Consider the following 26,394-nt stretch of genomic DNA (forward strand, 5'->3'; position numbering starts at 1 on the left):
CATCTGTTCACCAATAAAACCGCTATACGTTAGCATATTTAGCCATTGATAAAAAATAAAAAGGTGGCTCTACAGCCACCTTTTCTGTTGGATCATCGTAAACACATCTTGTTACATGTTATTTACGTTGTTGATTTTTAAGATAATCTTGGATGCTCATTGGCGTTGGGCGAGGGCTGGAAACCGAAGCTGCCGGTGTGGGTGCTGCAGTTGTACCCGCCTGCTGACGCTGAATCGCTGGCACATCATCTTCATCTACAGCAGCTGGTGCTGTTGCAGGACGTGACTGCTGTACGTTGGTACGTTTTGCAGGTTCTACGGCATCTGCCGAGTTACGGGTCAGGCCGGTTGCAATCACGGTTACGCTGATTTCATCACGTGCATCTGGATCAAATACCGTACCGTAGAACACCTGACCTTCGTCCAGATCCACGATCTGGTTCACCACATCAGTGATTTCTTCAATTTCACCAAAGGTGACATCGTCACCACCAGTCACGTTGATCAGAATACCTTTGGCATTCATAATGGTCACGTTATCTAGTAACGGACTACGGATGGCCTGTTCAGCAGCTTGACGCGCACGGTTTTCACCACGGCCTAAGCCCACACCCATCATGGCATAGCCACGAGTACTCATCGCAGTTTTCAAATCGGCGAAGTCAAGGTTAATGTGACCTGGACGTACCACAAGATCAAAGATACTGCGTACCGCATTCAGCAAGACGTCATCTGCTTTCTTGTAGGCATCTTTCATTGAGATGTCACGGAATACTTTGAGCAGACGCTGGTTCGGAATAATGATCAGCGAGTCAACGTGCTGTTCCAGTGCTTCAATGCCTTTTTCAGCAGATTGCAGACGGCGTTTACCTTCGAAGTTAAATGGTGTAGTCACTACACCTACGGTCAGGATGCCCATTTCTTTAGCAATTTCCGCAACCACTGGTGCAGCGCCGGTACCTGTACCACCACCCATACCTGCAGTCACGAACACCATATCGGTGCCTTCCAGATGTGCGCGGATAAATTCACGGCTTTCTTCTGCCGCAGCCTGACCCACTTGCGGATTTGCACCAGCGCCCAGACCGCGGGTGCATTGTTCACCTAACTGGATTTTAAATTCCGCTTCCATACGATCCAGCGCCTGTTTATCTGTGTTAGCACAGACAAACTTCACGCCTTTGATGTCGGATTGCAGCATATGCTGAACTGCGTTACCACCCGCTCCCCCTACACCAAATACAGTGAAACGGGCTTGACCAATGCTATCGTCTTGATCGTCTTCAAAAAATTCAAATGAGGCCATGACCTATAAAATTCCTAATTTAATACTGGCAGTCACTAAGCCCGTATACTGCCCTGATCTTAATAAAAAATTGTTTTTAAGAATGCTGCTCAAGAACTGAGTTGTCAAGTGCAGGCATTTTTTAGTACAACTTCTCAACAATATTCACAATAAAATTCGACTAAAACAGCGATTTCAATGTTTCATTAAAACCTGAAAAGGCACGCTTAATGCGCTGACCCATCGATAGTCTTTCAGTATCTTCCGATTCCACGATGGTTTCCTGCGCATCGCTCTGGCTAAACATCAGTAAACCGGCAGCAGTTGCATACTGGGAACGGCGCAGTGCGGCCTGATGCGCTTCATCGGCATGCACCTGACTTGGCGCATTGCCCAAATGTGCTGAAACCCCTAAGGTACGGCGGACATAGCTGACCATACCTTCGATCTGGCTGGCATCACCAGTCAAGACTACACCGTGATACAGGCCTTGCATCGCGCCACTGTTTTCTAGTTCTTCACGCACTAGACCCAGAATCTCGCTATAACGAGCAATGATGATCTCGGTCAGCTCAATCCGGCTAATGGTTTGTGGACCATCAATGCCCTGGAACTGGATCATGTGATCCGGTTTCACTACTTTTAAATCGACACAGCCATAAAGCAGCTTGATACGCTCTGCTTCTTCGGTTGTGGTTTGCAACACTGCTGCGATATCACGTGTTACATGCTCCCCACCACGCTGAATGGTATGAGTGAGAGCTAAACGACCATCCAAGTAAACTGCGATATCCGTCGTACCCGCACCGATATCCAGCAAGCAAACGCCATATTCTTTTTCATCTTTCAGCAGGCTTGCTTCAGCGGTGGCCAGGCTAGACACCACCATTTTTTCCACACCGATATTCGCCCCTTTCAAGGCACGGTCGATGTTCTGCATGGTACTGATAGGCAACATCATGAGATGGTAATGCCCAGTCATGCTATGCGCCGACATACGGATCGGGTTCAGCACCCATTCTGGCGCATCATCCAGCTCAAAGCCGAGGGGTACAGCACTTACCATATAATGGTCTGGAGACAGATGACTCGCTTTCGCCAGTTCCAGTACACGCACGACTTCGCTTGTTGTAATTGTATGCTCAGCATTTTCAATCGTAGTACGACCAGAAGCATAGAAGCTTTTCAACTCCGCACTTGGAATAGAAATCCAGGCAGAGTGTACACGGCATTCCGCCATGTCTTCCGCTTCCTGAACGGCATTTTTTATTGCGGTAATGACTTTATCGAGACTTACAATTTTCCCTTTATTCATGCCTCGGTTACGAGCAGTCGCCATCCCAATAACCTGGATATTGTCTGGCGCATGTACCTTACCAATCAAAACTGAAACTTTGTGCGTCCCAATGTCAATCGCAACAACTGAGGGAACAGCTTCATTCATTATTTGCTACTACCATTACCTATGTGTTTAATTTATGGCTTTAATTGCCTCTTCATTTTTTAAAGCCGAACATTATGGCTTCACTGTAACCCCGTTCTCAACGCCGGTGTCATTATTCGTTACAATAAAGTGACCATTTTGTATCTTGGGTGGAACGGCATTTTTCCACTGAATTGCTAATCCATTTCTATAGCGCAAATCAATTGACGAGATTCTAGACCAAACTGGCTTCAAATCGCTATAGGACAGATGGCTTAAGCGCTGCAGTTTACTCATGGTTTGATCCTGATCTACGATGACGCGTAGTCCTGAATCAAACTGCATAAACCAGGTCATGCGTTCCGTCAGATAAAGTTCTTTCAGGCGAATTCCATGTGGTGCGAACAGCTGGTTGATTTCATTATAACGTCGCATCATGTTTTTAGCCTGACTGGCCGGGCCATGTAATAACGGCAGTTCCGGATAGTTCTTTGGCGTCACTTCCGCAAAGATTTGTCCGCTGTCACTTAGCAAGCGACCTGTACCCCAACGGGCAATGGCATGATGCGGCATGATCCGCACACGAATCGCATTTGGCCAGGCACGCGATACCACCACACGATCAACCCAAGACAATTCCAATGTCTTGTCACGAATCGATCTTAAATCCGAAGTAAAGTAATTGTCGGTAATAATCGGGGAAACATGCTGTATCACCTGACGCTGTTCTGCAGCCGATCGCGTACCAATCACATCCAGCTCTGCCACCTGGGCATCGGTCATGACCCGGTAAAAACCTAGGATTCCTGCAGCCAGTACCACGATTGCGACCAGCAGCAATAGCCAGCCACCAAAGTTGGCCAGCTTTTCCTTTTTGCTTGGTGGCTTATCGTGAATTGAGGTAATCGCAGCACGTTTACGGCGCATGGATGCAGGAAGTTGTGCCATAGCTTAGCGAGCCACACCGTTCAGAGTTTGTTCCAGAATCGCCATACACAGCTCATCGAAACTGTAACCCACCGCAGCGGCGGCTTTCGGCACCAGCGAGTGGCTGGTCATGCCCGGTACAGTATTGACTTCTAGTAACCAAAAATTGCCATCCTGATCCTGCATCGCATCAATACGGCCCCAGCCGCTAGCCCCTACTGCCTGGAAAGCACGTAAAGCCAGTGCTTGCAAGGCTTTTTCTTCAGATTCGCTCAGACCACATGGAATACCATACTGCACATCATTACGGTTGTATTTGGCTTCGTAGTCGTAGAATGCGACATCTTCCGGTGGCTGCAGGCGAATCACTGGCAGTGCCTGACCATTCAACAGCACAATGGTAAATTCACGACCGGTAATCCATTTTTCTGCCATCACTACAGCATCATGTTCAGTCGCTTTGGCAATCGCAGTGGCAAAGTCTTCAATTTTTTCCACTTTGCTCATGCCGATACTTGAACCTTCATGTACCGGCTTGATGATTAGTGGCAGGCCCAATGCCGCAACAATTTCTTCCGCATTGGAGTCTTTGGTCACAATGCGATAGGGTGCGGTTGGCAGTTCAGAACCTTGCCATACCTGCTTGGTCTTGACCTTGTCCATGCCAATCGCTGAACCCTGTACGCCTGTACCGGTATAAGGAATATTCAACCATTCCAGTGCGCCCTGAATCTGGCCATCTTCACCACCACGGCCATGCAGCACGATAAAGGCACGGTCATAACCCGACAGTTCAGTGATACTACGTTCCTGTGGATCGAAGCCTTCTGCGTTCACCCCCGAACGCACCAATGCCTCAAGTACCGCCATACCACTGTCCAGCGAAACCTCACGCTCTGCAGATTTTCCACCTAGCAATACGGCAACTTTTCCGAATTTTGAAGCATTTGACACGTTTATATCCTTAAACTTTTTAAATCAGGTCAATTCTATTTTAAGCCACATTAAGCGACTATTTGATGTATAAATTATTCTGTGCAAGTTCAATTGAAATTGCACCGACATTACCAGCACCTTGGGTCAGCAACAGATCATTTGCTTTTAGCACATTTTTCATGACGTTGCTCAGGTTTCCTTCGACTGGATCAATCAGGATTGGCTCCACTTCCCCACGCAAACGGATACTACGTGCCAAGGCACGACTGTCCGCACCAACAATTGGCTTCTCCCCTGCTGGATATACTTCCAGTAACAACAACTGATCAACTTGAGAAAGCACTTCCACAAAGTCTTCAAAACAGTCACGGGTACGGGTAAAACGGTGTGGCTGGAACATCATTACCAGACGGCGGTCCGGGTGGCTGGCACGTGCTGCTTTAATGGTGGCTTCTACTTCTTTCGGATGGTGACCATAGTCATCCACCAGCTTCACATCCCCGCCTTCTATTTCGAACTGACCTTGTACCTGGAAGCGACGGCCGACACCGCTAAAGCCTTCCAATGCACGACAGATGGCACCATCGGATACACCTTCATCCGTTGCAATGCCAATCGCTGCCAATGAATTCAGGATGTTATGTGCACCTGGCATATTGATGGTAACACGGAGTGGTTCACGGTCTTTACGCAACACCGTAAAGTGTGAACACATACCATCCTGTTCAATATCCACTGCACGGATGTCGTTATCTTCATTAAAACCGTAAGTCACCACTGGACGGCCAATACGCGGCATGATTTCACGGATATTGGCATCATCGCCACATACCACTGCCAGACCGTAGAACGGCAGTTTTTGCAGAAACTGTACGAAAGTATCTTTCAGTACATCGAAGCTACCACCATAAGTATCCATATGGTCAGCATCGATATTGGTCACAATCGCAGCCATTGGTTGCAGATACAGGAAAGAAGCATCAGACTCATCCGCCTCTGCCACAATATAACGACTGGCACCCAGTGCAGCATTGACACCTGTACGGTTCAGCAAACCACCGATCACATAGGTTGGGTCAAGATTTTCTTCCGCCAGCATACAAGTCACTAGACTTGTGGTAGTAGTTTTACCATGTGTACCTGCAACGGCGATGCCGTGACGGTAACGCATGAGTTCACCAAGCATTTCCGCACGGCGCACTACCGGAATACGTTTTTCTACTGCAGCCTTGATTTCCGGGTTTTCAGGGTCAATCGCAGTCGACACGACGATTACATTCGCGCCCTGAATATTTTCCGCAGCATGACCGATATAGACCTTGATACCATTTTCTTCGAGTTGTGCTGTGGTCTTCGAGGCCTTGATATCCGAACCAGAAACTTTGTAGCCCTGGTTTTGCAATACTTCGGCAATACCGCACATCCCTGCACCACCAATCCCCACAAAGTGAATGTGTTTGATACGGCGCATTTCTGGCACTTTAATTAACTTTTTCGCTTGGTCAGCTGGGGTTGATGGAGACATAATTTACTCGGTTTACAATTCTTGAATTAAACGAACCACATGTTGGGTTGCATCGGGTTGAGCCTGACGACGTGCTTTCACAGCCATTTCCATCAGGAGCTGGCGATTGAGCATCGGTTCGAGCAGCGCTTTTAAACTGTCTGGGGTCATAGTCGCCTGCGGGCAGATTTTTGCTGCACCCAGGTCGGCCAGAAACTTTGCATTTGCAGTCTGGTGATCGTCCACCGCACTTGGTAGCGGCACAAAAATCGCCGCTACACCGGCTGTGGCAATTTCGGTGACGGTCAATGCACCGGCACGGCAAATGATTAGATCGGCATTGCTATAGGCTTGGGCCATATCTTCAATAAACGGCTGCACTTCGACCTGCAACGTATCCGGCTTATCCACATAACGTGCACGGGTGGCATCGGCATGATTTTGACCACACTGATGATAAACATTCAGTGGAATATTCAGCTGTTTTAAGGCTTCAGGCACACGTTCATTCAGTGCCTGTGCCCCTAGTGAACCACCCACGATTAAAATACGTAATGGTTCACCGGCTTTTTCACGTTCCTGATAACGCCAAGATGGATTCAGAATTTGGGTGATTTCCTTGCGTACCGGATTTCCCGTAGTGACCACCTTATCCTGTGCTGGAAAAGTATTAGGAAATGCCTGGCACACCGTTTTGGCGATACGTGATAGCTGGGTATTGGTAAAACCGGCGACCGCATTTTGCTCATGAATAATCACGGGAATACCCAGCATACGCGCTGCCAGACCACCCGGACCTGCGACATAGCCACCAAAGCCGGCAACGGCATCCACGTTCAGCTGCTTCATGTATTTCATGGCGCTGAGTGTCGCTTTCAGAATCTTGAACGGTGCAGCCAGTTTGCGTACGATGCCATTACCGCGCACTCCCTGGATATCAATCTGATAAATTGGAATATTGTGATTTTTTAATAATCGGTTTTCCATGCCCGCCGGAGTCGCTAACCAGGACACTTCGATCCCTTGTTGTTGTAAATCTTTTGCAACAGCTAAAGCTGGAAATACATGTCCACCGGTACCTGCGGCCATCATCATGACATGTTTAGGCTGTTTTTGCGGAGCGTCGGTCACGGTCTAATTCTTCAATTCTAAAATAAAATGGGGAATAGGATTTAAGTCGTCAATTGTAATCACAAACGCCTAGGCATGAAAGTTTATTTACTTTATTTCACGAAGCACTTCATTGTTTTTTTTCACGCGTTTTTGAAGTTTAAACTGTATTTGTCATCAGGTCTGCATTTTTCATCAATTTTTATTAGACCTCTTGCGAAAGTCGTTATTGCAAGTTCATCCGGTTTACCAGTGCAGCGATTAAGTTAATGCGTAAACCGAATCTTTTTCGTCTATTTCGATAGCGTTCACTTAGTATTCTAAATCTTTTCAATTGACTATTAATATGTTCGATTACAACTCGTATTTTTCCAATCATTTTATTGTAATTTTTCTCAGCATCAAATAAGGGGAAATTCTTCTTTTTCTTTATTGGCATCAATAACTTAAAGCCATCTTGCTCTAACCCATAGTACCCTAAATCGGTCATAACATAGTCACAATGTTTGAATTTCTTAACTGTTTTTCTTGCCAATTTAATATCATGCTGACTGCCAGACGATATATCTACTCCTATGATTTGTTTGCTCTTCGGATGATAGATCACTTGGGCTTTTAACGTATGTTTCTTCTTTTTACCACTGTAAAACTTACTCTGATTTTTTTTTCGGGCGTTCTATTGAACATTCTGTCGCATCAATAATTACCCAGTTAAATTGTTCGTCTGCTGTGGTAATGCTTCGTTTTGGCAGGGTAAAACGTCTTGATTTCATTAATGCATCTTCAACCTTTTTAATAGTTCGATTCACATTACTTTCAGCGATATGGTAATTTGCAGCCAATTCCAATTGAGTGCTGTAATTCCGTAAGTAATTGAGTGTTAATAATAATTGATCCTCTATAGCTAAAGTATGAGGACGCCCAGATTTCTTTTTAAGTGATTCTGCTTCTTTTAAAACTTCGACCATTTCACTAAAAACTGGTCGAGGTACACCAACCAAGCGCTTGAATTCAGAATCTGAAAAACGGTTTAATTTCTGATATTTCATGAAATCTATATTGAGGTAGTTTTTACTTTCGCAAGAGGTCTATTGAAAAACCTTTTTTTGCTTCGGCTTTTCTCTATTTTCCCTGCCTGTTTCAGTTAACATCTCACCGCTTAAATTACTCAGTATATCCATTAATTTTAAGTATCAACTTATAACTAAATCATATGAAAAATAATGAAGTTGTATGCTATTTATGCATTTTCTTAATTTACACAAATATCTGAACAGATTGATTTTATGGATTAAACCTGACTTATGTCCAGAATTTCAGTGCACGACAGCTCGGTAATCCTGGCTGGCTATTTGGCAGCGATTCATGCAGGCAAGCTTTCTGCCGTGATTCCGATCCTGCAACAAGACTTGGGACTCAGCTTTACCCAAGCCGGTTTTTCTCTGTCTCTGGTTCAAGGGGCTGGCATGCTCTTTGCCCTCAGTATTGGCGCCTTTTCGGAAAGATTTGGGCTGAAACGCTGCCTGATTCTCGCGTTACTGATTTTAGGCTTTAGTAGTATGGCCGGACTCTGGATTCAGCATGTCGCTGCACTATATTTCTTCCGTTTTACTGAAGGCATCGGTTTTCTGACCATTTCCCTCTGTGCCCCAGCGATTCTGAAACGGATCAGCCGACCAGAGCATCTGAATTTCAAGATGGGATTGTGGAGCTCCTATATGGGCGTCGGGGTCAGTCTGGCAGTGCTGTGTATTCCGGTACTATTGGAGTGGCTAAACTGGCAGACTATCTGGGCTTTACTGGGTGGATTATGCCTGCTGATTGCCCTGATGGTACAGCGTTATCTACATCTTGAATTACAAACTCCCGCAACTCAAGCTGCTACACCTGCAACGACTTCTTCCTTTTGGGAAATTGTCCGTGTCACCATTACTCATCCACCGATTCTGTGTCTGGCGGTGATTTTTGCCTGCTATACCAGCCAGTGGCTAACCGTCACCGGCTTCTTGCCAAGTATGTATGTGGCAGACCGGATTGATCTGAAAATTGCCGGCATGCTGGCTTCTTTGGTCGTACTTTCTAATCTTGGTGGAACCTTTGGTGCCGGCATGTTACTGCAACGTGGCTGGCAGCCGAAAACCCTGCTCTGGACCGGCTTTATCACCATGATGCTGACCAGTTTTCTGGCCTTTGCTGCACGTTCGTGGTTGATGCTGGAATTACAGGTACTGAGTGCCATCCTATTTTCTCTGGTTGGCGGGATCATTCCCACTACCGTATTTGCCATTACTCTAAAATATGCACCTCGGTCCAATGCTGCCGCGGCGAGCGTAGGACTGGTGATTCAAGTCTCCGCCTGTGCCCAGTTTTTTATCCCGCCACTCAGCGCATCGCTAGTTTCAGCCACCGGGCAATGGAGCAATATCGCCTTGGTCACTACCTGTCTTTCAGTTCTCGGTTTGCTGATGAGCGGTTATCTGTTTAGACGGCAAACTGCATAAAAAAGAGCCTCGATTGAGGCTCTTTTTATTTTTGCTTTTAATGGATAAAAAATTTATTTGGTTTTTACCACAGCTTCATCGGTTGCTAGCAGCTTACCGACTTTACGCCATGGGTTTTTACGCTGGTATTTCTGTTCCAGATAATCCAAACCTTTCCAATACCAAGGAATTAAACGGTCTTTGATTACTGGCAGTGCCAGTGGATGTAGACCAATCCAAGGTAAGAATGGACTACGGCGTCCATATGCCCAAAGCTCTATCCGTGTCGATGGTCGTACACTCGGCCCGCGTGCATGAAAACCGTAAGTATCTGCAATCACCAGAGTATTTTTCTTGACTGCAAAAGCCTGAGGCTGACCATAACCGAGTTCAGCCAACTCATTGGGTTGAATACGCAAAGAACCGCGGCGGCTCATGGCATCAGTCTTTGGATTAACAGCAATCGAACGCTGATATTCCCATGCTAAGCGCTTTTCATTCAAGATGTGCGAACCAGGTACATACACAAATGGTCCCTCATCTTCAGCCACATCTGTTAAAAATAGCCAAGCTTTCATATTTGAATGAAAGGTATCACTGTGCAGATTGGTTTGAGGATCAGGACGGCCTTTACGTACATGGGAAATAATCACTTGCACGTAATACATGGGCTGTACTTTGGAACTGTTCACATAGTTTAAAAGTGCACGCCAATGCTTACTTTCAAGCAAGCGCTTGGTATGCGGTAGTTGCTTAAGTGCCTGACCATCCAGTGCCATCCGGCGTGTTACCGTATCACCCTGCAAAGTTTCACGGGTATCCAAAGCCGTTTCCAATAACTCTTTAGATAAAGCTTCAAACTCATCTTCAGGCAAAAAATTCTCTTTTAAAATAAAACCATTTTGCTGAAAGAACTCAACTTCATCTGTGCCGAGGTATTTCGCCAACTTTTCCCGACGGGATTCAGCGAGTTTTGCTGCCTGCTTCACCCGGAAACGGTGCAACCCCAAGGTATTTAGAGTTTTATTGCCAATAATGGAATGAGATTCAAAGCTTTTAGCTGTACCGAAAAGTGTCACAGCATCTGCTGCAAACTTTTTCGGATTGGCTTGAGCCACTTTTTTCAGCTCCTGGACGACAGTTTGGAACTGTGCATTCCCCCAGATGCGTTGAATAGATGAAAACACAATAAACTCTCGGTTTAGTTATTATTTTTTAATACCTGCTTCCAGTACATCAAACAGATCATCTGCAATTGAAGTACCAAACTGGGTATCAATTTCACGGATACAGGTTGGGCTGGTGACATTGATTTCTGTCACGTAGTTACCAATCACATCCAGACCCACAAAAACCAGACCTTTTTCACGCAGGAATGGACCAACTTTCGCAGCAATCAGTTTGTCATTTTCACTTAAAGGACGTGCCTTTCCCAGACCACCAGCGGCCAGGTTACCGCGTACTTCACCATTTTGCGGGATACGTGCTAGGCAGTAAGGTACCGGCTCACCATTGACCATCAGGATACGTTTATCTCCTTCCACAATTTCCGGGATATAACGCTGTGCCATGATAGGCTGGGTTCCGTTATTGGTCAGAATCTCGATGGTTGAACCAATATTTACACCATCCTGAAACAGACGAAAAATCCCCATACCACCCATGCCATCGAGTGGTTTCACGATCACATCGCCATGCTCTTTCAGGAATTCACGGATCAGGCTTTCCTGTGAAGTCACCAGTGTTGGGACCTGCAATTCCGGGAATTGGGTCGCAAACAGTTTTTCATTACAGTCGCGCAGGCTTTGCGGCTTGTTAATAATCCACGCACCCTCACGTTCCGCCTGTTCCAGAATATAGGTGGTGTAAACAAAATTCATGTCGAAAGGTGGATCTTTACGCATCAGCACCACATCATAGGCTGCAATAGATTCCTTTCGCTTTTCACCCAATTCATAGTAATGCTCATAATCTTCAAACACCTGTAATGGTGCAATCAGACCAAAGGCCTTGCCCTGATCAATATACAAATCTTGCTGTAATGCATAACCCAATTCATGGCCACGGCGTGCGGCTGCCCATAGCATCGCCATGGTTGAATCTTTTTTCAGGTTTACATTTTCGATGGGATCCATCACAACAAGTACGCGCATATCTTTGGCTCTTTTCTAAAAATGAATTTGGCAATGAGTATAGCCGAGATTATTCTTTTGTTTATTCAGATTTTGCATGAGTATGTATGCATTCATGTGTTTAAAGAGGAATGAAAATGCTGCAAGCCATTGTCGGTTTTCATTTAGATGAGGAAAATCATTGGGTCGCTGAGCTTGTCTGTGGACATGACCAGCATGTACGGCATGATCCGCCTTGGCAAAACCGCCCTTGGGTCATGACTGAAGCGGGTCGTAAGGAAAAGTTAGGGATGAAATTGGACTGCAAGAAATGTGAGGAAGAAAAGAACTCTGAAGTTAATCCCTCGTGTTCCTTAAAATGAAATTAAAAACAAAAAAAAGGAAGCTTTCGCTTCCTTTCTATGACTCTCTAAGAACTAAGAAATCTTAGATACCATATTTCACACGGTATGCTTCCATTTTTGCCAGCGCTTCTTTATCGTCTTTCGCATCTAGATAATCCATCAGGTCTTTCATTGTGATCAGTGCATGCACTGGAATTTCCAGTTCTTTTTGCACTTCCTGAATTGCAGACAGTTCACCTTGGCCTTTTTCCTGACGGTCTAGTGCTACCAGTACACCCGCAATTTGCGCACCAGCATTTTTCAGGATGGTTACCACTTCACGAATCGCAGTACCTGCAGTAATCACATCATCAATGATCCAGACTTTTTTACCTTGTACCGCAGCACCGACCAACACGCCGCCTTCACCATGATCTTTGGCTTCTTTACGGTTAAACCCCCATGGCACACTCACGCCATGATTTTGTGATAATGCCACAGCAGTTGCTGCAACAAATGGAATGCCTTTATATGCAGGGCCAAAGATCACTTCGACATTGTCACATTCCACCAATTTTGCTGCATAGCCAGAAGCCAGTAGCGACAAGGCTTCACCATCATTCAACAAACCCGCATTAAAAAAATAAGGACTCACACGACCTGATTTTAAAGTAAACTCACCAAATTTAAGCACACCGCGTGATAATGCGAGTTCGATAAAAGCTTGCGGGTTAAACTGAGCTGGCGTTGACATGAGGTGCTCCTAAATCCATTAATTAAGGTAAGACTTGCGCATGATACCAAAGAGTAGCTATCCAGGTGATCAAAAAATTCTTCGTGTCGTTTCAATTAATGTCAACGGCTTACGTTCATCCGTGACCAAAGGCCTGCTGGAATGGATGGAAAAATCGGATGCTGACGTGATTTGCATGCAAGAAAGCCGAATTACCCATGCGCAGTGGACCGATAAATTCAAGCCTGAAGGCTGGTATACACACCTGTTCCCGGCAGAGCGTCCTGGCTATGCCGGTACAGCGATTTATAGCCGCCTGCCTTTTGTTTCCATTACCGATGGTCTGGGTTTTGAACTGGCAGATTCGCAAGGCCGTTTTATCTCGGCAGAATTTGATCTGGGCTTAGATAAGCCTGCCCATATCTGCTCTTTATACCTGCCCTCTGGTTCATCTGGTGATGAAGCACAGGCGCGTAAAGACCACTTTCTGGAAGAATATAAAAAGATCCTAAAACAATGGCGTGATGAAGATAAATCTATCATTGTTTGCGGTGACTACAACATCGTGCATAAGCGCATAGATATCAAAAACTGGTCTGGCAACCAGAAGGCTTCAGGTTGTCTGCCCCATGAACGTGCGTGGCTGGATCATATTTATTATGAATTAGGTTATGTCGATACTTTCCGTGAAGTTCGTAAGGAAGCGGAACTGTATTCATGGTGGTCGAACCGTGGTCAGGCCCGGGCTAAGAACGTAGGCTGGCGGATTGACTATCAGGCCTGCTCGCCGGACTGGAAAGACCGCACGGTGAATGCATGGGTCTATAAAGATGAATGGTTTAGCGACCATGCCCCAGTGATTATTGACTATAAACTGAATTAACACGTTTTACATTGAGTGAACATTTGTTCACTCAATGAGTCATGATGACTTACAAAACAATACGGTATTTACAGCTATTTTTACAATCACATTCATAGCATTATAGTCACACGGCACAGGGACATGTCAGGATGACAACAAAAGGACAGGAAGCCGTAGGAAGAATTAAAAAACAAACTAGATATAGCTTGTTTTCATGGATGTGACAACGGACGTTAAGATGAGACCCGCATAATCAGGAAGATTAGATGCGGGTTTTCTCATTTTAAAACCCCTGAAAATCTTTCCCATTGTTTTATTCAACTTCTTTACTCTTATCGCTATTTTGCTTGATCAAGGTGTCAGTCTGATGACAGCGCGTTCCTCTGCTCTTTTTTCAGGTAAATTTTTCTATCTCTAAATTCAGAGTCATATGCCTGTTTAACAAATTTCGCTAAGCTATCGGCAGAGAAACGATAGGTGATCAAGATGTTAAAAATTTATGGTATTAAAAACTGCAACTCCATGAAAAAAGCCTTTGACCTGCTGACTGAACTCGGTCTGAGCTATGAATTCCATGACTATAAAAAACAAGGTATTGATGCTGAAACCGTAAAAACCTGGCTAGATGCCTTAGGTCAGGATGTGGTACTGAATAAAAAAGGCACGACCTGGCACAAACTCAGCGAAGAAGAACAACAAACTGCCTTAGCTAGTGAAGAGAATCTGATTCAGGCACTCACCACCCATACCAGTCTGATCAAACGTCCAATCCTCAATACAGGTGCAGCTTATATTGCCGGCTTTGATGAAGCCGCCTATCAGGCGCTGAAAAAATAAAAAATTCAAATTTGAAAAATAAAAAAAGCCTGATCGATGTCAGGCTTTTAAATGAATGCTAGCAAAAGATTAGTTCGCGCGAATCCAGGTCTGGTTACGGCCTAGTGCAGCTACACCGATGAAGCCACGTAATTCAAGCTTCTTGCCACCATCTGTCAGTTGACCTTTTAGTTTATAAGTCTTGCCTGTTTTTGGATCCAGAATCGAACCGCTGTCATATTCTGTACCGCCAACATTTTTCAGGCCTTTTACAATTGTTAAACCTTTCAGCGATTTGTTATGGTATGGGCCTTCACAAGTGGTGCAGGCATTTTCCTCACCTTTCGTTAACACTTTCTGGATGCTCGCACTTAAAGTACCGTTGCTTTGCTCGGTAAATTTCACAATCGCTTTTGGCTGTTTGGTTTTGTCATCAATCGTTTTCCAGAGTGTTCCATTTAATGGATCTGCAGCATTCGCCAATGCACTTAAACCCAGTAATCCTAACACAAGCGCTATCTTTTTCATTTTTGTTTCTTTCCCTAGTCTGTGATTAGACTGTTGTAGTATTAATTAAGTCACAACAATTTATCAATTTTTGCACGTGACCGTTTAGTGTAACCTTGTAAATATTGTTGGTAAATAACTCACAAGACCAATGGAAACATAAAAAGATGGAAAGAAAATGAAGATGAGCCCCCTTACGAAACAATTGATTACAGAAGCTTTTCTTAAAACTACAATTCGCAAACCGAGCCAGTTTAATCTCCCACCTACCACCCAGCGCAAAGCCCTGGAACAACTGTGCAAACTGTTTCCACAGGACAAAAATGTTCAGATCCGTTCTCTGAAACTGGCGGGTTTAAATGCTGAAGAAATCAAACCGCAAAGTGAGGCGACCCAGCTAATTTTTCATATCCATGGGGGAGCTTTCTTTGCTGGTTCGCTGAATACCCATCGTGCTTTTATGACCCAGATTGCAGCCCGTACTCAGATGCAGGTGCTGCATGTCGATTACCCACTGGCGCCGGAAGCGCCTTATCCGGCAGCATCGGATGCCCTCTTTCAGGTGTATACGGAACTCCTTGATCAGGGCATTCAGGCCAAAGACATCATTCTGTCTGGAGATTCCTGTGGTGCCAATCTGGCTCTTACCTTGGCCTTAAAGCTCAAAGATCTGGGGTTACCATTGCCGAGCGGGCTAATCCTGATGTCACCCTTTGTTGATCTGACCCTGACCAGTGAATCCCTGCGTTATAACCAGGTTCATGATGCCCTACTCTCGATCGATGCACTAGAAACCGGAATTGGGTATTACCTACCATCTTCAGTCGATCCGAGTGATCCGGAAGTTTCCCCCTATTTTGCTGACTTAAGCGGTTTGCCGCCGATGCTGATTCAGGTTGGTTCCAAGGAAATCCTGATGGATGATGCCCAGCGCCTACGTGACAAGGCTGAGGAAGCGGGCGTGCATGTCGAATTCAAACTCTATACCGGCATGTGGCATAACTTCCAGATGTTTAGCGCCTGGTTTGAGGAGGCACGCCAAGCCTTAGCTGAGCTTGCCGACTTTGCCCATCGTCTCGATCAAGACTGATTTGTTTACCCGCTCCATCTTCAGGATAGAAAAAAATTTTCCATTCGGCAAATTTCAGAAAACGCTAAAAATATTACAAACTGCTTTCTATCCTGTTACAGGCTTAGCATTCACCTATCATTTTAGGTTACATACAAGCGAAAAATGACCCTTGTGGACAAAATTCACACATTCTCTTTTTACCATAATCCTGTTATCTTAACTATCAGATATAAAAACATATTCATAATTCTAGCCAGTTATTTTCATACTGGGTTATTGTGGGAATCCGCTTTGTATGAAGCCCGTTTCACCCGCCACGCAGGCTATTTTTAAGCACAAAATCACCAAGTATCTGGTCGAAGATGAAGTGGTGATGAATTGGGGAGTTTTAAAAAAATGCATCCTCATGCTAGCGCTCGGTTGTGGCATTCATGTGAGCTGGCTTATCTGGGATATCTTTGTTCTACTGAATCCACAATACTGGCAATATGTCGATACCAGTATCGTGCGACAACAGGTCAGTACCAATAGCATCTTTCTGCTGATTCTGATTTTCCTGATCTATCCTTGCTATAAGTTCCGCAACAACCTTCAGGTTGAGCGCTATCTGCCCTTCTTTGCGATTGGAATATTTGTCTTTTCTCTCTGCCGTGATGCCTATGTGGTCGGGGTGGTGAGTCCGGTTTCCATGATTGCTTATGTTAGTCTGGTCACTGTAGGTTTGGTCCTCTTCCCTCGTGTGCTGGTCTATAGCATGCTGATTCCGGCCTCTATTTTTCTGACAGTCTGTGGTTATTTAAGTTATACCAATCAGCTGGCTTATGCCCCTGTGTTTACCATTGAAGAGAAACTCTTTTTTAATGGTTTCTGGCTGGCATCCATGTTTTATTTTATTCTGCCAATTCTTGCCATCTGTCTGGTGCTATTTGAAATTCTGCTCAGTCAATGGCGGCATCGCGAAAAACTGATCCAGCACCTGAGCCAGATTGATCCGTTGACCAACCTGTTTAACCGCCGCAGCATCAACCAGTGTCTGGATGCACTAAATAATCAAACACCGGAAAGCTATGCACTGGTGTTACTGGATCTGGATCATTTCAAGAAAATTAATGACCACTATGGTCATGACAAAGGTGATGAAACCCTGATTCGGGTCAGTCATGTACTGACTCAATTGCTGCGTGAAAGTGATGTGGTCGGGCGTTTTGGTGGAGAAGAATTTATTCTGGTGCTGAAAAACTCCAATCTGGAAAAAGCCCGTCAGGTGGCAGAACGCTGCCGTGCTGCGATCCAGCAGATTGAAATCTTTAGCGATGAAGGCGAACGTATTCCGGTGACAGCAAGTTTTGGGATTGCTCTCTCCAGTCCGAATCTACGTCCTCAACAGCTGCTGAGTCAAGCAGACAAGGCCTTGTATCAGGCCAAAGCCTGTGGTCGAAATCTGGTCAAAGCATATAACCAGTCCTTTGAAAACAGCACTCAATTACATCCTGATTCCGCTTAAGTTTTTTAGGCTTTACGGTTATCTCTAAGCTTAATTTGACTGTTCAAAACGCTGTAGCTGGGCCAGCAATTCTTTTTCAGTAAATGCTCCGGTCAAACGCAGGTTACGCACTTCCTGCTGTTCCGTATTTAAGAATAAATACGTTGGTGGCCCTAAAATTTCCCATTGGTTTAATAGTGATTGATGGGTTGCATCATAATGGCTGAGATCCAGCTTGATCAGGAAATACGGTGCCAAAGCCGCCTGCACATTATTAGATTTTAAAATACGCTGTTCAATCGGCTGGCAGGCCACACACCAGTCGGCATAGACATCAATAATAACTTTTTGCCCTTTTGGTACAGCATCCAGTAACTTTTCAAATTCTGCCCCAGTCTGGGCAATATGCCAGTTGGCCTGCTGCGGACTGGTCTCGACAAAAAATCGCTGGCTGTGCTGATACTGGCTATAGCCAATATAAGGCACAGCAATCACGAGACTAATGATATACAGCCATCGCAGTCCGGTATTTTTCCAAAACAGGCATGCCAACAGATAAGCCACAAAGCTTAAGCCTAGCCCGAGTGACAGCCATTGCAAAGCCGCTTCAGAAATCAGCGGACGGATAAAATACAGCGCCAGTGCCAGCATGATAAAAGCAAATAGCACCTTGATCTGATTCATCCAGTGTCCAGCTCGTGGCAAAATACGTGAACCTAAAACACTGGCTAGCAGCAACGGCGTACCCATGCCAAAACCCAAAGTAAACAATAGCAAAGCTCCCTGCCATTGACTCTGGGTCTGGGAAATAAATAACAAAGCACCTGCCAATGGTGCGGTCATACATGGCCCGACCAGAAGTGCTGATACCATCCCCATGATACTGGCACTCACCAAGGTGCCACCCTGCTGCATCGCCTGTACCCGATCCAGTTGATGCACCAGTCGCTGTGGCAGCTTGATTTCAAACAGGCCAAACAGGTTCAGAGCAAACACCACAAATAGCAAACTAAAAGCAATTAAAGTTGCCGGCTGCTGTAACCAGCGCTGAAAATTCAGTCCGGCAGATGACGCGATCAGGCCCAATACCGCATAAACCAGCGCCATGCTGATGACAAAACTCAAGGCAATCATCCAGGCCTGTAAACCACGTCGATCCCTCACAATCAATGAGGTCAAGATTGGAATCATTGGCAGGGAACATGGGGTAAAGGCCAGCAACATGCCTAAACCAAAGAATAACAACAGGCTATATGCCAGCGAGTTTTCCGCCAGACGTGCTGACCATTTCTGATCCTTGGCGACTGCATCCGTGTCATTGAGATTACTGCTGAGAGGCTGATCCGTACGTTCTGCTTCAGTACTGTCAAGAAGGGTATTTTGCTCAACTGCTGAACTGTTGAAATCCAGTAAGCGTTTTTGTGTTGTCTCGGCGGGTAGATATTGCACCAGGCCGGACAAATCAGTTTTAAACTCGATGCTTTGTGGTGGATAGCAGAGACGATCTTTAGCACAGCCTTGCCAGCTGACCCGATAGCTTTGCGAAGCCTCGGTTGGAATAGTGAATTTGAGTTGCTGATAATAAACCTTGGTTTGGCCGTAATTATCATCATGCAGGTCCTCAGCAGGTGGCAGGTTTAACCGCAGGGTCTGACCACCCTGCTGGACTTCAACCTTATGCTGATAGAGGTAATAATTATCAGGAATATCCCAGCTTAGTTCCGCCTGCTGCGCACTGGTAGAAATCACCGTGAATGGGAAAGCTTGCTCCGGAGATAGCAACGATGCTTCTGCCTGTACTATAGTACTCAGCAGCAGGCCGCTGAATAAAATCCGGCAGCCAGAATGAAACCAGCTTTTCAGTTTGCTCACATCCATGGTAATGGCTTGCTGTCCTTAGAAAAGGAAGGAAACACCCAGTCCTGACTTGTAGCTCTTGTCTGAACCATTCAGGTCAACATCGACACTGGCATCCAGCTGCACGCGGTCATTTAGTGCATACATCACACCTGAACCGAGTCCATATTCATAGTCCTGGCTTTCTGCCTTGCGATAGACAAATTCCGAGAAACCAGAGAGCTTATCGGTAATTTTATATTCCAAGGTTGGAACAGCCTGCACTGCCCATTGATCATCCTGCCATTCATAACGCATGGTAATGGATGTATTGATCAAATCACTGTACTGATAGGCTACGGCTGAACTCAGACTGTAGATATCTTCATCGTTGCTAAAGCCCTGGTTTCCGGTTGCAATCACGGCTTCTGCCAGCACAGCCATCGACAGTTTTTCATCATCCAGATTGATGGCTTTTTTCAGACCAATGCTGACATCGCCTAGACCATCATCTTCAACTTTTACGCCATGCTCACGGACTTTAGCCCAGCTTGGACCATCCCAGCCCATTTGTAATTCCAAGCTGTCGGTTAAACCAGTACGCAACAACATATCGGCATTAAGTGTAGTGGTATGTACGTCACCTGATTCACGATAGGTCGCAGAAGGCAATCCTTGTTCCCAGGCCAGTTGGCCTACCGGAGTGGTTGTGGTACTAAAACCGGTACCCGGACGGTCAAAGGCAAAATCAGCTGCAAATGCCTGCATGCTTGCTCCCGCGAGCATCACTAAACCCAATGTCTTCAATGTTGTCATAAATACGTACTCTTTATATTCCTAGCCTATTTTCCAAGTTCCTTGGACATTTTCGCGCCACGGCTACGTAGCAATTCTAAAGTCTGTTTTTCCTCTTCCAGCGCTTCGGCCCAGTTCACTTCATCAAAGTCGCAATCAAAGAACAGGTCACAGATCGAGGACAGGATGGTCAGACCATCTTCATCTTTGGTATTTGGATCGACCTTTTCATCCAGCAGTCGCTGCACGGCAGGTACACAGGCGGCGCTAGCGGCATCCCAAAGCGGGCCATACATTTCTTCAGCATCCCACAGATGCAGATTGACCTTAGCTTTGATCAGGGCATCCAGAATATCCAGATGCACCTGCAGTTTTTGCTGTTTTTCTTCGCTAGAAAGTGCCTGTCCAGCTTCATAAGCCTCACAGACTTCTTCCCACCATTTAAACAAGCCATCAGACCAGACTGAAATTGCTGGACCTTTTTCCATATCAATAAAATTCGGATTGAGTCCATCTGCCAGGAGCTTTTTCACCAGTTCCAGATTCAGTTCTTCTAGGGCTTGCACAAAAAGTTGTTGTTGCGCAGTTAACATGATGGAGCTCACTTCAATTCGTTTTCACTTATTATGCCGAATAAAGAGGGATTTGTTTTTATTCTCATCAGTTTATTTTGTCTAAAATTGAAAAAAGCCCCCGATGGGGGCTTTTCGAGAGAAAGACATTTATTCTTCTACGTCAGTGGTTTCTTCTTCCGCTGCCAGTTTTGGCTGAGCACCACGGACATTGTCTTTTTTCTCAATCACATGTTCCAGACTGCGTTTTAAGCGGTCAATTGCACCGTGAATCGCTGTGTCAATATTATGACCATGATGGTTGACTACAACTGGTTTCAAGCCAGCAGGACGTGCTTCGATCATGCAACGAATATCGTCATCGCCACCTTTGGCAGCATTTTCATCACTGAGATGCACTGAGAAACTGGTGATACGCTCACTATGGCGTTGGAATTCCTGATTTAATTCGGTACGAACGTAAGTAATTAGGCGGTCGCTGTTGCGGATATTTTTATCGGTACGGAGTTCGATGTTCATATAATACCATCCTCAAATCATTGTAACTTTTTAGTGCAAAATTATTATCTTGGCACGTTTGTAGCTTGCTGCTTTGTATTGCATTTCACTTCTTCAAATCGCTTTGGAATCAACCCTCCACTTTGAATGATGAACACCTTTTTGAGTCTGCAGATCCGTGTTCTTATACTTTGAATATCGGGCCTAACTCGGAAATATGCAAGTGATATTTTTATTTTTTTAGCAAAAGGACGACCGATAGTGACAACTGCTTACTTACGCGGAAAACAACTTATTGAATCTATACAAAAGCAAGAATATTCACGCGATTTAATCGGCTATCACGGAAAACCGCCACATGCGCAGTGGCCCAATCAGGCACGCATCGCAGTACAGTTTGTTTTGAACTATGAAGAAGGCGGGGAAAATCATGTCGAGCATGGCGATGCCGGATCAGAGCAGTTTCTGTCTGAAATCGTTGGTGCGGCCAGCTTTCCAGCCATTCACCGTTCCATGGACTCAATGTATGAATATGGCTCCCGTGCCGGCTTCTGGCGTATTCATGAAGAATTTAAAAAACGTGGCTGGCCAATGACTGTTTTTGGTGTCGGTATGGCACTGGCACGCAATCCTTATGTGGTCGAAGCGATTAAGGAAGCGAATTACGATGTGGTGTCACATGGCCAGCGCTGGCTGCATTACCAGAACATGGATATTGAAACTGAACGTCAGCATATGGATCAGGCCTTGAGTGTTCTGACAGAGCTGTTCGGTGAAACCCCAATTGGTTGGTATACCGGTCGTGACAGCCCCAATACCCGCCAACTTCTGGCTGAATTTCCTGAGATTCAATACGATTCTGACTATTACGGCGATGACCTCCCATTTTGGAGCACTTTAACTACACCAGAAGGTCAAAAACGCCCTCATTTGATCATCCCCTATACATTAGAGTGCAATGACATGAAGTTTAGCTCGCCAGGCGGCTTCAATTCCGGCGAGCAGTTTTACCAATATTTAAAAGATGCTTTCGATGTGCTCTACAGCGAAGGTGAAACTGCACCAAAAATGATGTCGATTGGCATGCACTGCCGACTGCTCGGACGTCCGGGACGCTTCAAAGCCTTACAACGCTTTATGGATTACGTACAGAGCCATCACAAAGTCTGGGTTTGCCGCCGTAACGATATTGCACAGCATTGGTACAAATACCATTTTCCTGCGCACCAAGATTAGTCATTGAACTAAAAAGCAAAAGGGAGCGATCTGCTCCCTTTTTTATTTTCCAATTCCACTATCTCTTGCCAGTCATACCCTTCCCTGCAATTTGGCATTGTTATTGCAATTTTCAGTGAGAAACCAAGAAAAACAAGGCTTAAATTGTGCAATTAACTGAATTTAACCAGGCTTCTGATAGCGATATTCAACTGCTGCTCAAGCAGTGTGTGCATATTGATCGTTGGGCAAACGAACTCAGCTCACAGCGTCCTTTTGCCAGTCGTGAAGATCTACTTGAGGCTGCGAAAAGACAGGCGCAGACATGGACATGGGAAGAAATTTCCCAAGCACTGGCGACTCACCCACGTATTGGTGAAAAACAGGCGCAGGCGGCTTTAAGTGCCAAAGAGGAAAGTTTTTCCGAACGTGAACAAGCGGCCATTTCCCAGGATGAAGAAACCCAGCAAGCGTTGCTGAAAGGCAATCTGGCTTATGAGAAAAAATTTGACTTCATTTTTCTGATCCGTGCTGCAGGCCGTAGCAGTGAAGAGATTCTGACTGCGCTGAATTATCGACTGGTCAATGATCTGGATACGGAAAAACGCATTGTTCATCAACAACTTTTAGAAATTGCCCTATTGCGTTTGGCACAGGAGATTGACGCATGATCAGCACCCATATTCTAGACACTCATTTGGGCAAACCTGCAGCCAAGGTAGAAGTGAAACTCCTCGATGCTAATGGCCAGGTATTAGCCACAGCCCAAACCAATAGCGATGGCCGTGTGCCGGTGCCAGACTTTGGTCTGGAAAGCATTACCACTGGTGATTACAGCATCGAATTTGCCATCAAACCTTATTTTGATGCCCAAGGTCTCGCGACCTTCTTTCCGAAAGCAATCATCCATTTCAACATTCCGGATGCCACCCAGCATTATCACATTCCACTCCTGATTAGCCCTTTTGCTTATTCGACCTACCGCGGTAGTTAAGCCAGGCCACACATGATTTAGAAAAAGAGGGATTTTATATGTCAGAACAAGAAAAAGTGGTCTCACCCGAACATGAGTTTTTAGGGGCAGGCAAAAGTGCTGCTTATGGCTTGCAGCATGTCCTGACCATGTATGGCGGCATTATTGCCCCACCACTCATTGTCGGTACTGCTGCGGGCTTAAGCGGTATGGAAATTGGCCTGCTGATTGCTGCGGCGCTATTTGTCGGTGGTCTGGCGACTATTCTACAAACCGTCGGAGTAAAATATGTCGGCGCCCGGCTACCGCTAGTGCAAGGCGTTTCTTTTGCCGGCGTTGCCACCATGGTCGCGATTGTGACGACTGGAGGAGGCTTGCAGGCAGTTTATGGTGCAGTCATTGTTTCTGGCCTGATTGGCTTCTTCCTGGCACCATATTTTTCCAAGATTATCCGTTTCTTCCCTCCGGTAGTCACCGGTTGTGTAATTACCATTATTGGTCTGTCACTATTGCCAGTCGCTGTACGCTGGATGATGGGTGGCAATAAAAATGCAGAAACCTGGGGCAGCGCAGAAAATATCGGTCTGGCGCTGATGACCCTAGCGATTGTAATTCTGCTCAATCTGTCTCGCAATGCAGCGATCCGTCGTTTATCCATTTTGCTATCGATTGTACTCGGAACTATTTTTGCTGCTTTGCTGGGCTTTGGCGATTTTTCTAAAGTAGCTGATGGTGCATGGTTGCAGTTCCCGAGCTTCTTTGCTTTTGGCATGCCGGCCTTTGAACTGACAACTATTCTTTCCATGCTGATCGTGACTTTAGTCATCATGACCGAAACCACGGCAGACATTATTGCTGTCGGGGAAATTGTAGGCACTAAAATGGATGCACAACGTATTTCCGATGGTCTGCGTGCCGATATGTTATCTAGTGCAGCAGCACCCATTTTTGGCTCCTTTATGCAAAGTGCTTTTGCGCAGAATGTGGGCTTGGTCGCGATCACTGGCGTGAAAAGTCGCTTTGTAGTAACTGCCGGTGGCGTCATTCTGGTGATATTGGGCTTATTACCAATTATGGGGCGTTTAATTGCCTCAATCCCGGTACCAGTACTCGGTGGTGCAGGGTTGGTACTTTTTGGAACCGTGGCAGCCAGTGGTATCCGCACCTTGGCGAAAATTGACTATAACGACCAAAAGAACCTGATCATTGTTGCCACCTCAATTGCTGCGGGCATGGTGCCGATTATTGATCATAGTTTCTATGCCGATTTCCCGAAATGGGTACAAACCCTGTTCCATTCTGGTATCAGTTCTACCTGTTTAATGGCGATCGTGCTGAACCTCTTATTCAACCATCTCAATCTGTTTAAGAGTAAAGCATTGGCTCCTGCCGAACAGGTTGTGGATTCACACCACTAATTCATTTTCATGAAAGCTGGTCGGAAAATTGCATATAAATTTCGACCAGCTGTTAAATTTTAACTTTATTTTTACCCATTAATCTGTATGCTTTATCTGCTTTCTTGGGGGAGAACTTTAAATGAAACTTAAACAAATCGTAGCGCTTGGCGCACTTGCTTCTGCTGCAGCTTTTACGCAGGCAGCACCAATCTGGCAAGACTTTAGCCTGACTGGTTTGTATGGTGAAAACTATGCATATCCATTCCAAGGTGAAGATAACCACCAAACAACCATTACTGCTGAATATGCAGCAGGTCTTAAATATGGTGATTTCTTTGCTTTTGCTGATCGTAGCCACACCGATGCAGGCAATGAAACTTATTTCGAGGTTTCACCACGTTTAAGCTTAGGTGCTGTAACTGGTCAAAAACTTGAAGTAGGTCCAATTAAAGATGTATTAATTTCCACTACTTGGGAAGGCGGTTCAAACTTCAATAACTACCTATATGGTATTGGATTTGCATTAGATATCCCATATACAAGCTATGCAAATATTAATTTCTATAAGGCTGTAAATGATAATACTAAAGATGATTATCAAATGACCATTACTTATGCTGTGCCATTTAAAATTGGTGGTGAAGAATTCTTAGCAGATGCCTTCCTGGACTGGTCAACAGCTGAAGATGAACCTAATCACGCAAGTGAATTAAACTGGACAAGCCAATATAAATGGAATGTTGGTAAGCACATTTCTCCTGAAACCAAACTATATGTTGGTGTTGAACACTCTGTTTGGCACAATAAATATGGCTTTAAAGATCTAGACCAACACGATGTCAGTGCCCTTGTGAAGTATCACTTCTAAGAGATGGTATCTTAAGAGCAGAACTTCGGTTCTGCTTTTTTATTCTTTGAAAAAATTGATCAGCAGGTATGTCCCATGAATCAATTCCTGATCCGTCCAGCAACAGTAGAAGACCTAGAACGTATTGGTGAAATCTATAATCAGGAAATCCGTGGCGGGACAGCCACCTGGAACTATACTACTCACACCATGGCTGAGTTTCAAAACTGGTTCCAGCATCTGCAAAAACATCAGTTCCCTCTACTGGTCGTTGAAGATCAATCTAGTGGGAAAGTCATAGGCTATGCCAATTATGATCAGTTCCGTAGCATTCAGGGCTTTTATAAAACGGTTGAGCACTCGATCTTTTTACATCCAGACTACACTGGGCAAGGGCTAGGAAAACAATTGTTGTTACGCTTGATTGACATTGCCAAAAATCAGGGTATGCATGTCATGGTGGCTGCGATTGATTCAGAAAATACAGCTTCAATTCATCTGCACCAAAAACTGGATTTTGTACAAACCGGCTATATGCCACAAGTGGGAGAGAAATTTGGTCAGTGGCGTGATCTAGTGTTAATGCAACTTAATCTGGATCAACCTTAAATTGAATCCATTGTTTGAAGGATCTTTAAATTAAATTCGCAAGAAAAAATAAA

General features: G+C 45.2%; 27 protein-coding genes. 12 read left to right on the top strand and 15 right to left on the bottom strand.

Annotated elements, in window-relative coordinates:
• Nucleotides 1-118 precede the first annotated feature (118 nt).
• The 7 genes from ftsZ to ABEF84_RS14640 all read right to left on the bottom strand — a co-directional run bounded on the left by ftsZ (nt 119) and on the right by ABEF84_RS14640 (nt 8,234).
• Complete coding sequence (gene ftsZ / locus ABEF84_RS14610) at nt 119-1,306, bottom strand: cell division protein FtsZ (protein WP_347453296.1); 1,188 nt, start codon at nt 1,304-1,306, stop codon at nt 119-121.
• Nucleotides 1,307-1,466: 160 nt separating this feature from the next.
• Entirely contained in the window at nt 1,467-2,729 is a 1,263-nt protein-coding gene (ftsA, locus tag ABEF84_RS14615; protein ID WP_347456654.1) for a cell division protein FtsA, read from the bottom strand.
• A gap of 72 nt (nt 2,730-2,801) precedes the next feature.
• Nucleotides 2,802-3,656, bottom strand: a complete 855-nt coding sequence (locus tag ABEF84_RS14620; RefSeq protein WP_347456041.1) for a cell division protein FtsQ/DivIB — start codon at nt 3,654-3,656, stop codon at nt 2,802-2,804.
• A 3-nt stretch (nt 3,657-3,659) separates the two neighbouring features.
• Nucleotides 3,660-4,589 carry a D-alanine--D-alanine ligase gene (locus ABEF84_RS14625; protein ID WP_034588639.1) on the bottom strand — a complete coding sequence of 310 codons (930 nt, stop codon included), beginning with the start codon at nt 4,587-4,589 and terminating at the stop codon, nt 3,660-3,662.
• A gap of 58 nt (nt 4,590-4,647) precedes the next feature.
• Complete coding sequence (gene murC / locus ABEF84_RS14630; protein WP_034588635.1) at nt 4,648-6,096, bottom strand: UDP-N-acetylmuramate--L-alanine ligase; 1,449 nt, start codon at nt 6,094-6,096, stop codon at nt 4,648-4,650.
• 12 nt (nt 6,097-6,108) lie between these two features.
• Nucleotides 6,109-7,206 carry an undecaprenyldiphospho-muramoylpentapeptide beta-N-acetylglucosaminyltransferase gene (gene murG, locus ABEF84_RS14635; protein WP_347460870.1) on the bottom strand — a complete coding sequence of 366 codons (1,098 nt, stop codon included), beginning with the start codon at nt 7,204-7,206 and terminating at the stop codon, nt 6,109-6,111.
• Between the two features lie 205 nt (nt 7,207-7,411).
• Nucleotides 7,412-8,234, bottom strand: a protein-coding gene (locus ABEF84_RS14640) for an IS5 family transposase (RefSeq protein ID WP_141667073.1) whose coding sequence is annotated in 2 segments (ribosomal slippage) — nt 7,412-7,852 and nt 7,854-8,234 — 822 coding nt in all. Because the reading frame shifts where the segments join, the coding sequence is not laid out codon by codon here.
• A gap of 255 nt (nt 8,235-8,489) precedes the next feature.
• Between ABEF84_RS14640 and ABEF84_RS14645 the strand changes: the two genes are divergently transcribed.
• Nucleotides 8,490-9,686 carry a CynX/NimT family MFS transporter gene (locus ABEF84_RS14645; RefSeq protein WP_034588631.1) on the top strand — a complete coding sequence of 399 codons (1,197 nt, stop codon included), beginning with the start codon at nt 8,490-8,492 and terminating at the stop codon, nt 9,684-9,686.
• A 53-nt stretch (nt 9,687-9,739) separates the two neighbouring features.
• Here ABEF84_RS14645 and ABEF84_RS14650 read toward each other — a convergent pair whose 3' ends face one another.
• On the bottom strand, nt 9,740-10,852 hold the full coding sequence (locus ABEF84_RS14650) for a phytanoyl-CoA dioxygenase family protein (RefSeq protein ID WP_161788393.1): 1,113 nt from the start codon (nt 10,850-10,852) through the stop codon (nt 9,740-9,742).
• A gap of 21 nt (nt 10,853-10,873) precedes the next feature.
• A complete protein-coding gene (gene gshB, locus ABEF84_RS14655) occupies nt 10,874-11,818 on the bottom strand; it encodes a glutathione synthase (RefSeq protein ID WP_034588629.1) in 945 nt (314 codons plus the stop codon).
• 116 nt (nt 11,819-11,934) lie between these two features.
• Here gshB and ABEF84_RS14660 point away from each other — a divergent pair, with 116 nt between their 5' ends.
• On the top strand, nt 11,935-12,159 hold the full coding sequence (locus tag ABEF84_RS14660) for a DUF3565 domain-containing protein (RefSeq protein ID WP_034588627.1): 225 nt from the start codon (nt 11,935-11,937) through the stop codon (nt 12,157-12,159).
• 64 nt (nt 12,160-12,223) lie between these two features.
• Here ABEF84_RS14660 and pyrE read toward each other — a convergent pair whose 3' ends face one another.
• The gene (gene pyrE, locus ABEF84_RS14665) at nt 12,224-12,874 is read right to left on the bottom strand and encodes an orotate phosphoribosyltransferase (protein ID WP_034588625.1); all 651 of its coding nucleotides are present in this window, start codon (nt 12,872-12,874) and stop codon (nt 12,224-12,226) included.
• 40 nt (nt 12,875-12,914) lie between these two features.
• Here pyrE and ABEF84_RS14670 point away from each other — a divergent pair, with 40 nt between their 5' ends.
• Nucleotides 12,915-13,736, top strand: coding sequence for an exodeoxyribonuclease III (locus ABEF84_RS14670; protein ID WP_347456042.1), 822 nt, complete (start codon nt 12,915-12,917; stop codon nt 13,734-13,736).
• 468 nt (nt 13,737-14,204) lie between these two features.
• Entirely contained in the window at nt 14,205-14,555 is a 351-nt protein-coding gene (locus ABEF84_RS14675; protein ID WP_034588620.1) for a Spx/MgsR family RNA polymerase-binding regulatory protein, read from the top strand.
• 69 nt (nt 14,556-14,624) lie between these two features.
• Here the strand turns inward: ABEF84_RS14675 and ABEF84_RS14680 are convergent, their stop codons facing one another.
• Nucleotides 14,625-15,062 carry a DUF2147 domain-containing protein gene (locus tag ABEF84_RS14680; RefSeq protein ID WP_034588617.1) on the bottom strand — a complete coding sequence of 146 codons (438 nt, stop codon included), beginning with the start codon at nt 15,060-15,062 and terminating at the stop codon, nt 14,625-14,627.
• 157 nt (nt 15,063-15,219) lie between these two features.
• Between ABEF84_RS14680 and ABEF84_RS14685 the strand changes: the two genes are divergently transcribed.
• Both ABEF84_RS14685 and ABEF84_RS14690 read left to right on the top strand, forming a co-directional pair.
• Nucleotides 15,220-16,131 carry an alpha/beta hydrolase gene (locus ABEF84_RS14685; protein WP_034588615.1) on the top strand — a complete coding sequence of 304 codons (912 nt, stop codon included), beginning with the start codon at nt 15,220-15,222 and terminating at the stop codon, nt 16,129-16,131.
• 277 nt (nt 16,132-16,408) lie between these two features.
• On the top strand, nt 16,409-17,617 hold the full coding sequence (locus ABEF84_RS14690; protein WP_034588614.1) for a GGDEF domain-containing protein: 1,209 nt from the start codon (nt 16,409-16,411) through the stop codon (nt 17,615-17,617).
• Nucleotides 17,618-17,647: 30 nt separating this feature from the next.
• On the opposite strand, the gene dsbD is transcribed toward ABEF84_RS14690, so the two are convergent.
• From dsbD to ABEF84_RS14710, 4 genes are all read right to left on the bottom strand, one after another.
• Complete coding sequence (gene dsbD, locus ABEF84_RS14695; RefSeq protein WP_034588611.1) at nt 17,648-19,474, bottom strand: protein-disulfide reductase DsbD; 1,827 nt, start codon at nt 19,472-19,474, stop codon at nt 17,648-17,650.
• An 18-nt stretch (nt 19,475-19,492) separates the two neighbouring features.
• Complete coding sequence (locus tag ABEF84_RS14700; RefSeq protein WP_034588609.1) at nt 19,493-20,248, bottom strand: transporter; 756 nt, start codon at nt 20,246-20,248, stop codon at nt 19,493-19,495.
• A 26-nt stretch (nt 20,249-20,274) separates the two neighbouring features.
• The gene (locus ABEF84_RS14705) at nt 20,275-20,820 is read right to left on the bottom strand and encodes an ankyrin repeat domain-containing protein (RefSeq protein WP_034588607.1); all 546 of its coding nucleotides are present in this window, start codon (nt 20,818-20,820) and stop codon (nt 20,275-20,277) included.
• 129 nt (nt 20,821-20,949) lie between these two features.
• Complete coding sequence (locus tag ABEF84_RS14710; RefSeq protein ID WP_034583661.1) at nt 20,950-21,318, bottom strand: HPF/RaiA family ribosome-associated protein; 369 nt, start codon at nt 21,316-21,318, stop codon at nt 20,950-20,952.
• Nucleotides 21,319-21,558: 240 nt separating this feature from the next.
• On the opposite strand from ABEF84_RS14710, the gene puuE reads away from it, so the two are divergent.
• The 6 genes from puuE to ABEF84_RS14740 all read left to right on the top strand — a co-directional run bounded on the left by puuE (nt 21,559) and on the right by ABEF84_RS14740 (nt 26,341).
• On the top strand, nt 21,559-22,533 hold the full coding sequence (gene puuE / locus ABEF84_RS14715; RefSeq protein WP_034583658.1) for an allantoinase PuuE: 975 nt from the start codon (nt 21,559-21,561) through the stop codon (nt 22,531-22,533).
• A gap of 146 nt (nt 22,534-22,679) precedes the next feature.
• Nucleotides 22,680-23,183 carry a 2-oxo-4-hydroxy-4-carboxy-5-ureidoimidazoline decarboxylase gene (uraD, locus tag ABEF84_RS14720; protein WP_034583655.1) on the top strand — a complete coding sequence of 168 codons (504 nt, stop codon included), beginning with the start codon at nt 22,680-22,682 and terminating at the stop codon, nt 23,181-23,183.
• Nucleotides 23,180-23,506 (top strand): hydroxyisourate hydrolase, encoded by a 327-nt coding sequence (gene uraH / locus ABEF84_RS14725; protein WP_034583651.1) that lies wholly within the window; start codon nt 23,180-23,182, stop codon nt 23,504-23,506. Before uraD ends, uraH begins: the two co-directional genes overlap by 4 nt.
• 38 nt (nt 23,507-23,544) lie before the next feature.
• Entirely contained in the window at nt 23,545-24,903 is a 1,359-nt protein-coding gene (locus ABEF84_RS14730; RefSeq protein WP_347473343.1) for a nucleobase:cation symporter-2 family protein, read from the top strand.
• Between the two features lie 121 nt (nt 24,904-25,024).
• Nucleotides 25,025-25,753, top strand: a complete 729-nt coding sequence (locus ABEF84_RS14735) for an outer membrane protein OmpK (RefSeq protein WP_034583647.1) — start codon at nt 25,025-25,027, stop codon at nt 25,751-25,753.
• Nucleotides 25,754-25,828: 75 nt separating this feature from the next.
• Entirely contained in the window at nt 25,829-26,341 is a 513-nt protein-coding gene (locus ABEF84_RS14740) for a GNAT family N-acetyltransferase (protein ID WP_034583644.1), read from the top strand.
• Nucleotides 26,342-26,394: the final 53 nt, after the last annotated feature.

The sequence above is a fragment of the Acinetobacter sp. ANC 7912 genome (assembly GCF_039862785.1).
Taxonomy (GTDB): domain Bacteria; phylum Pseudomonadota; class Gammaproteobacteria; order Pseudomonadales; family Moraxellaceae; genus Acinetobacter; species Acinetobacter thermotolerans.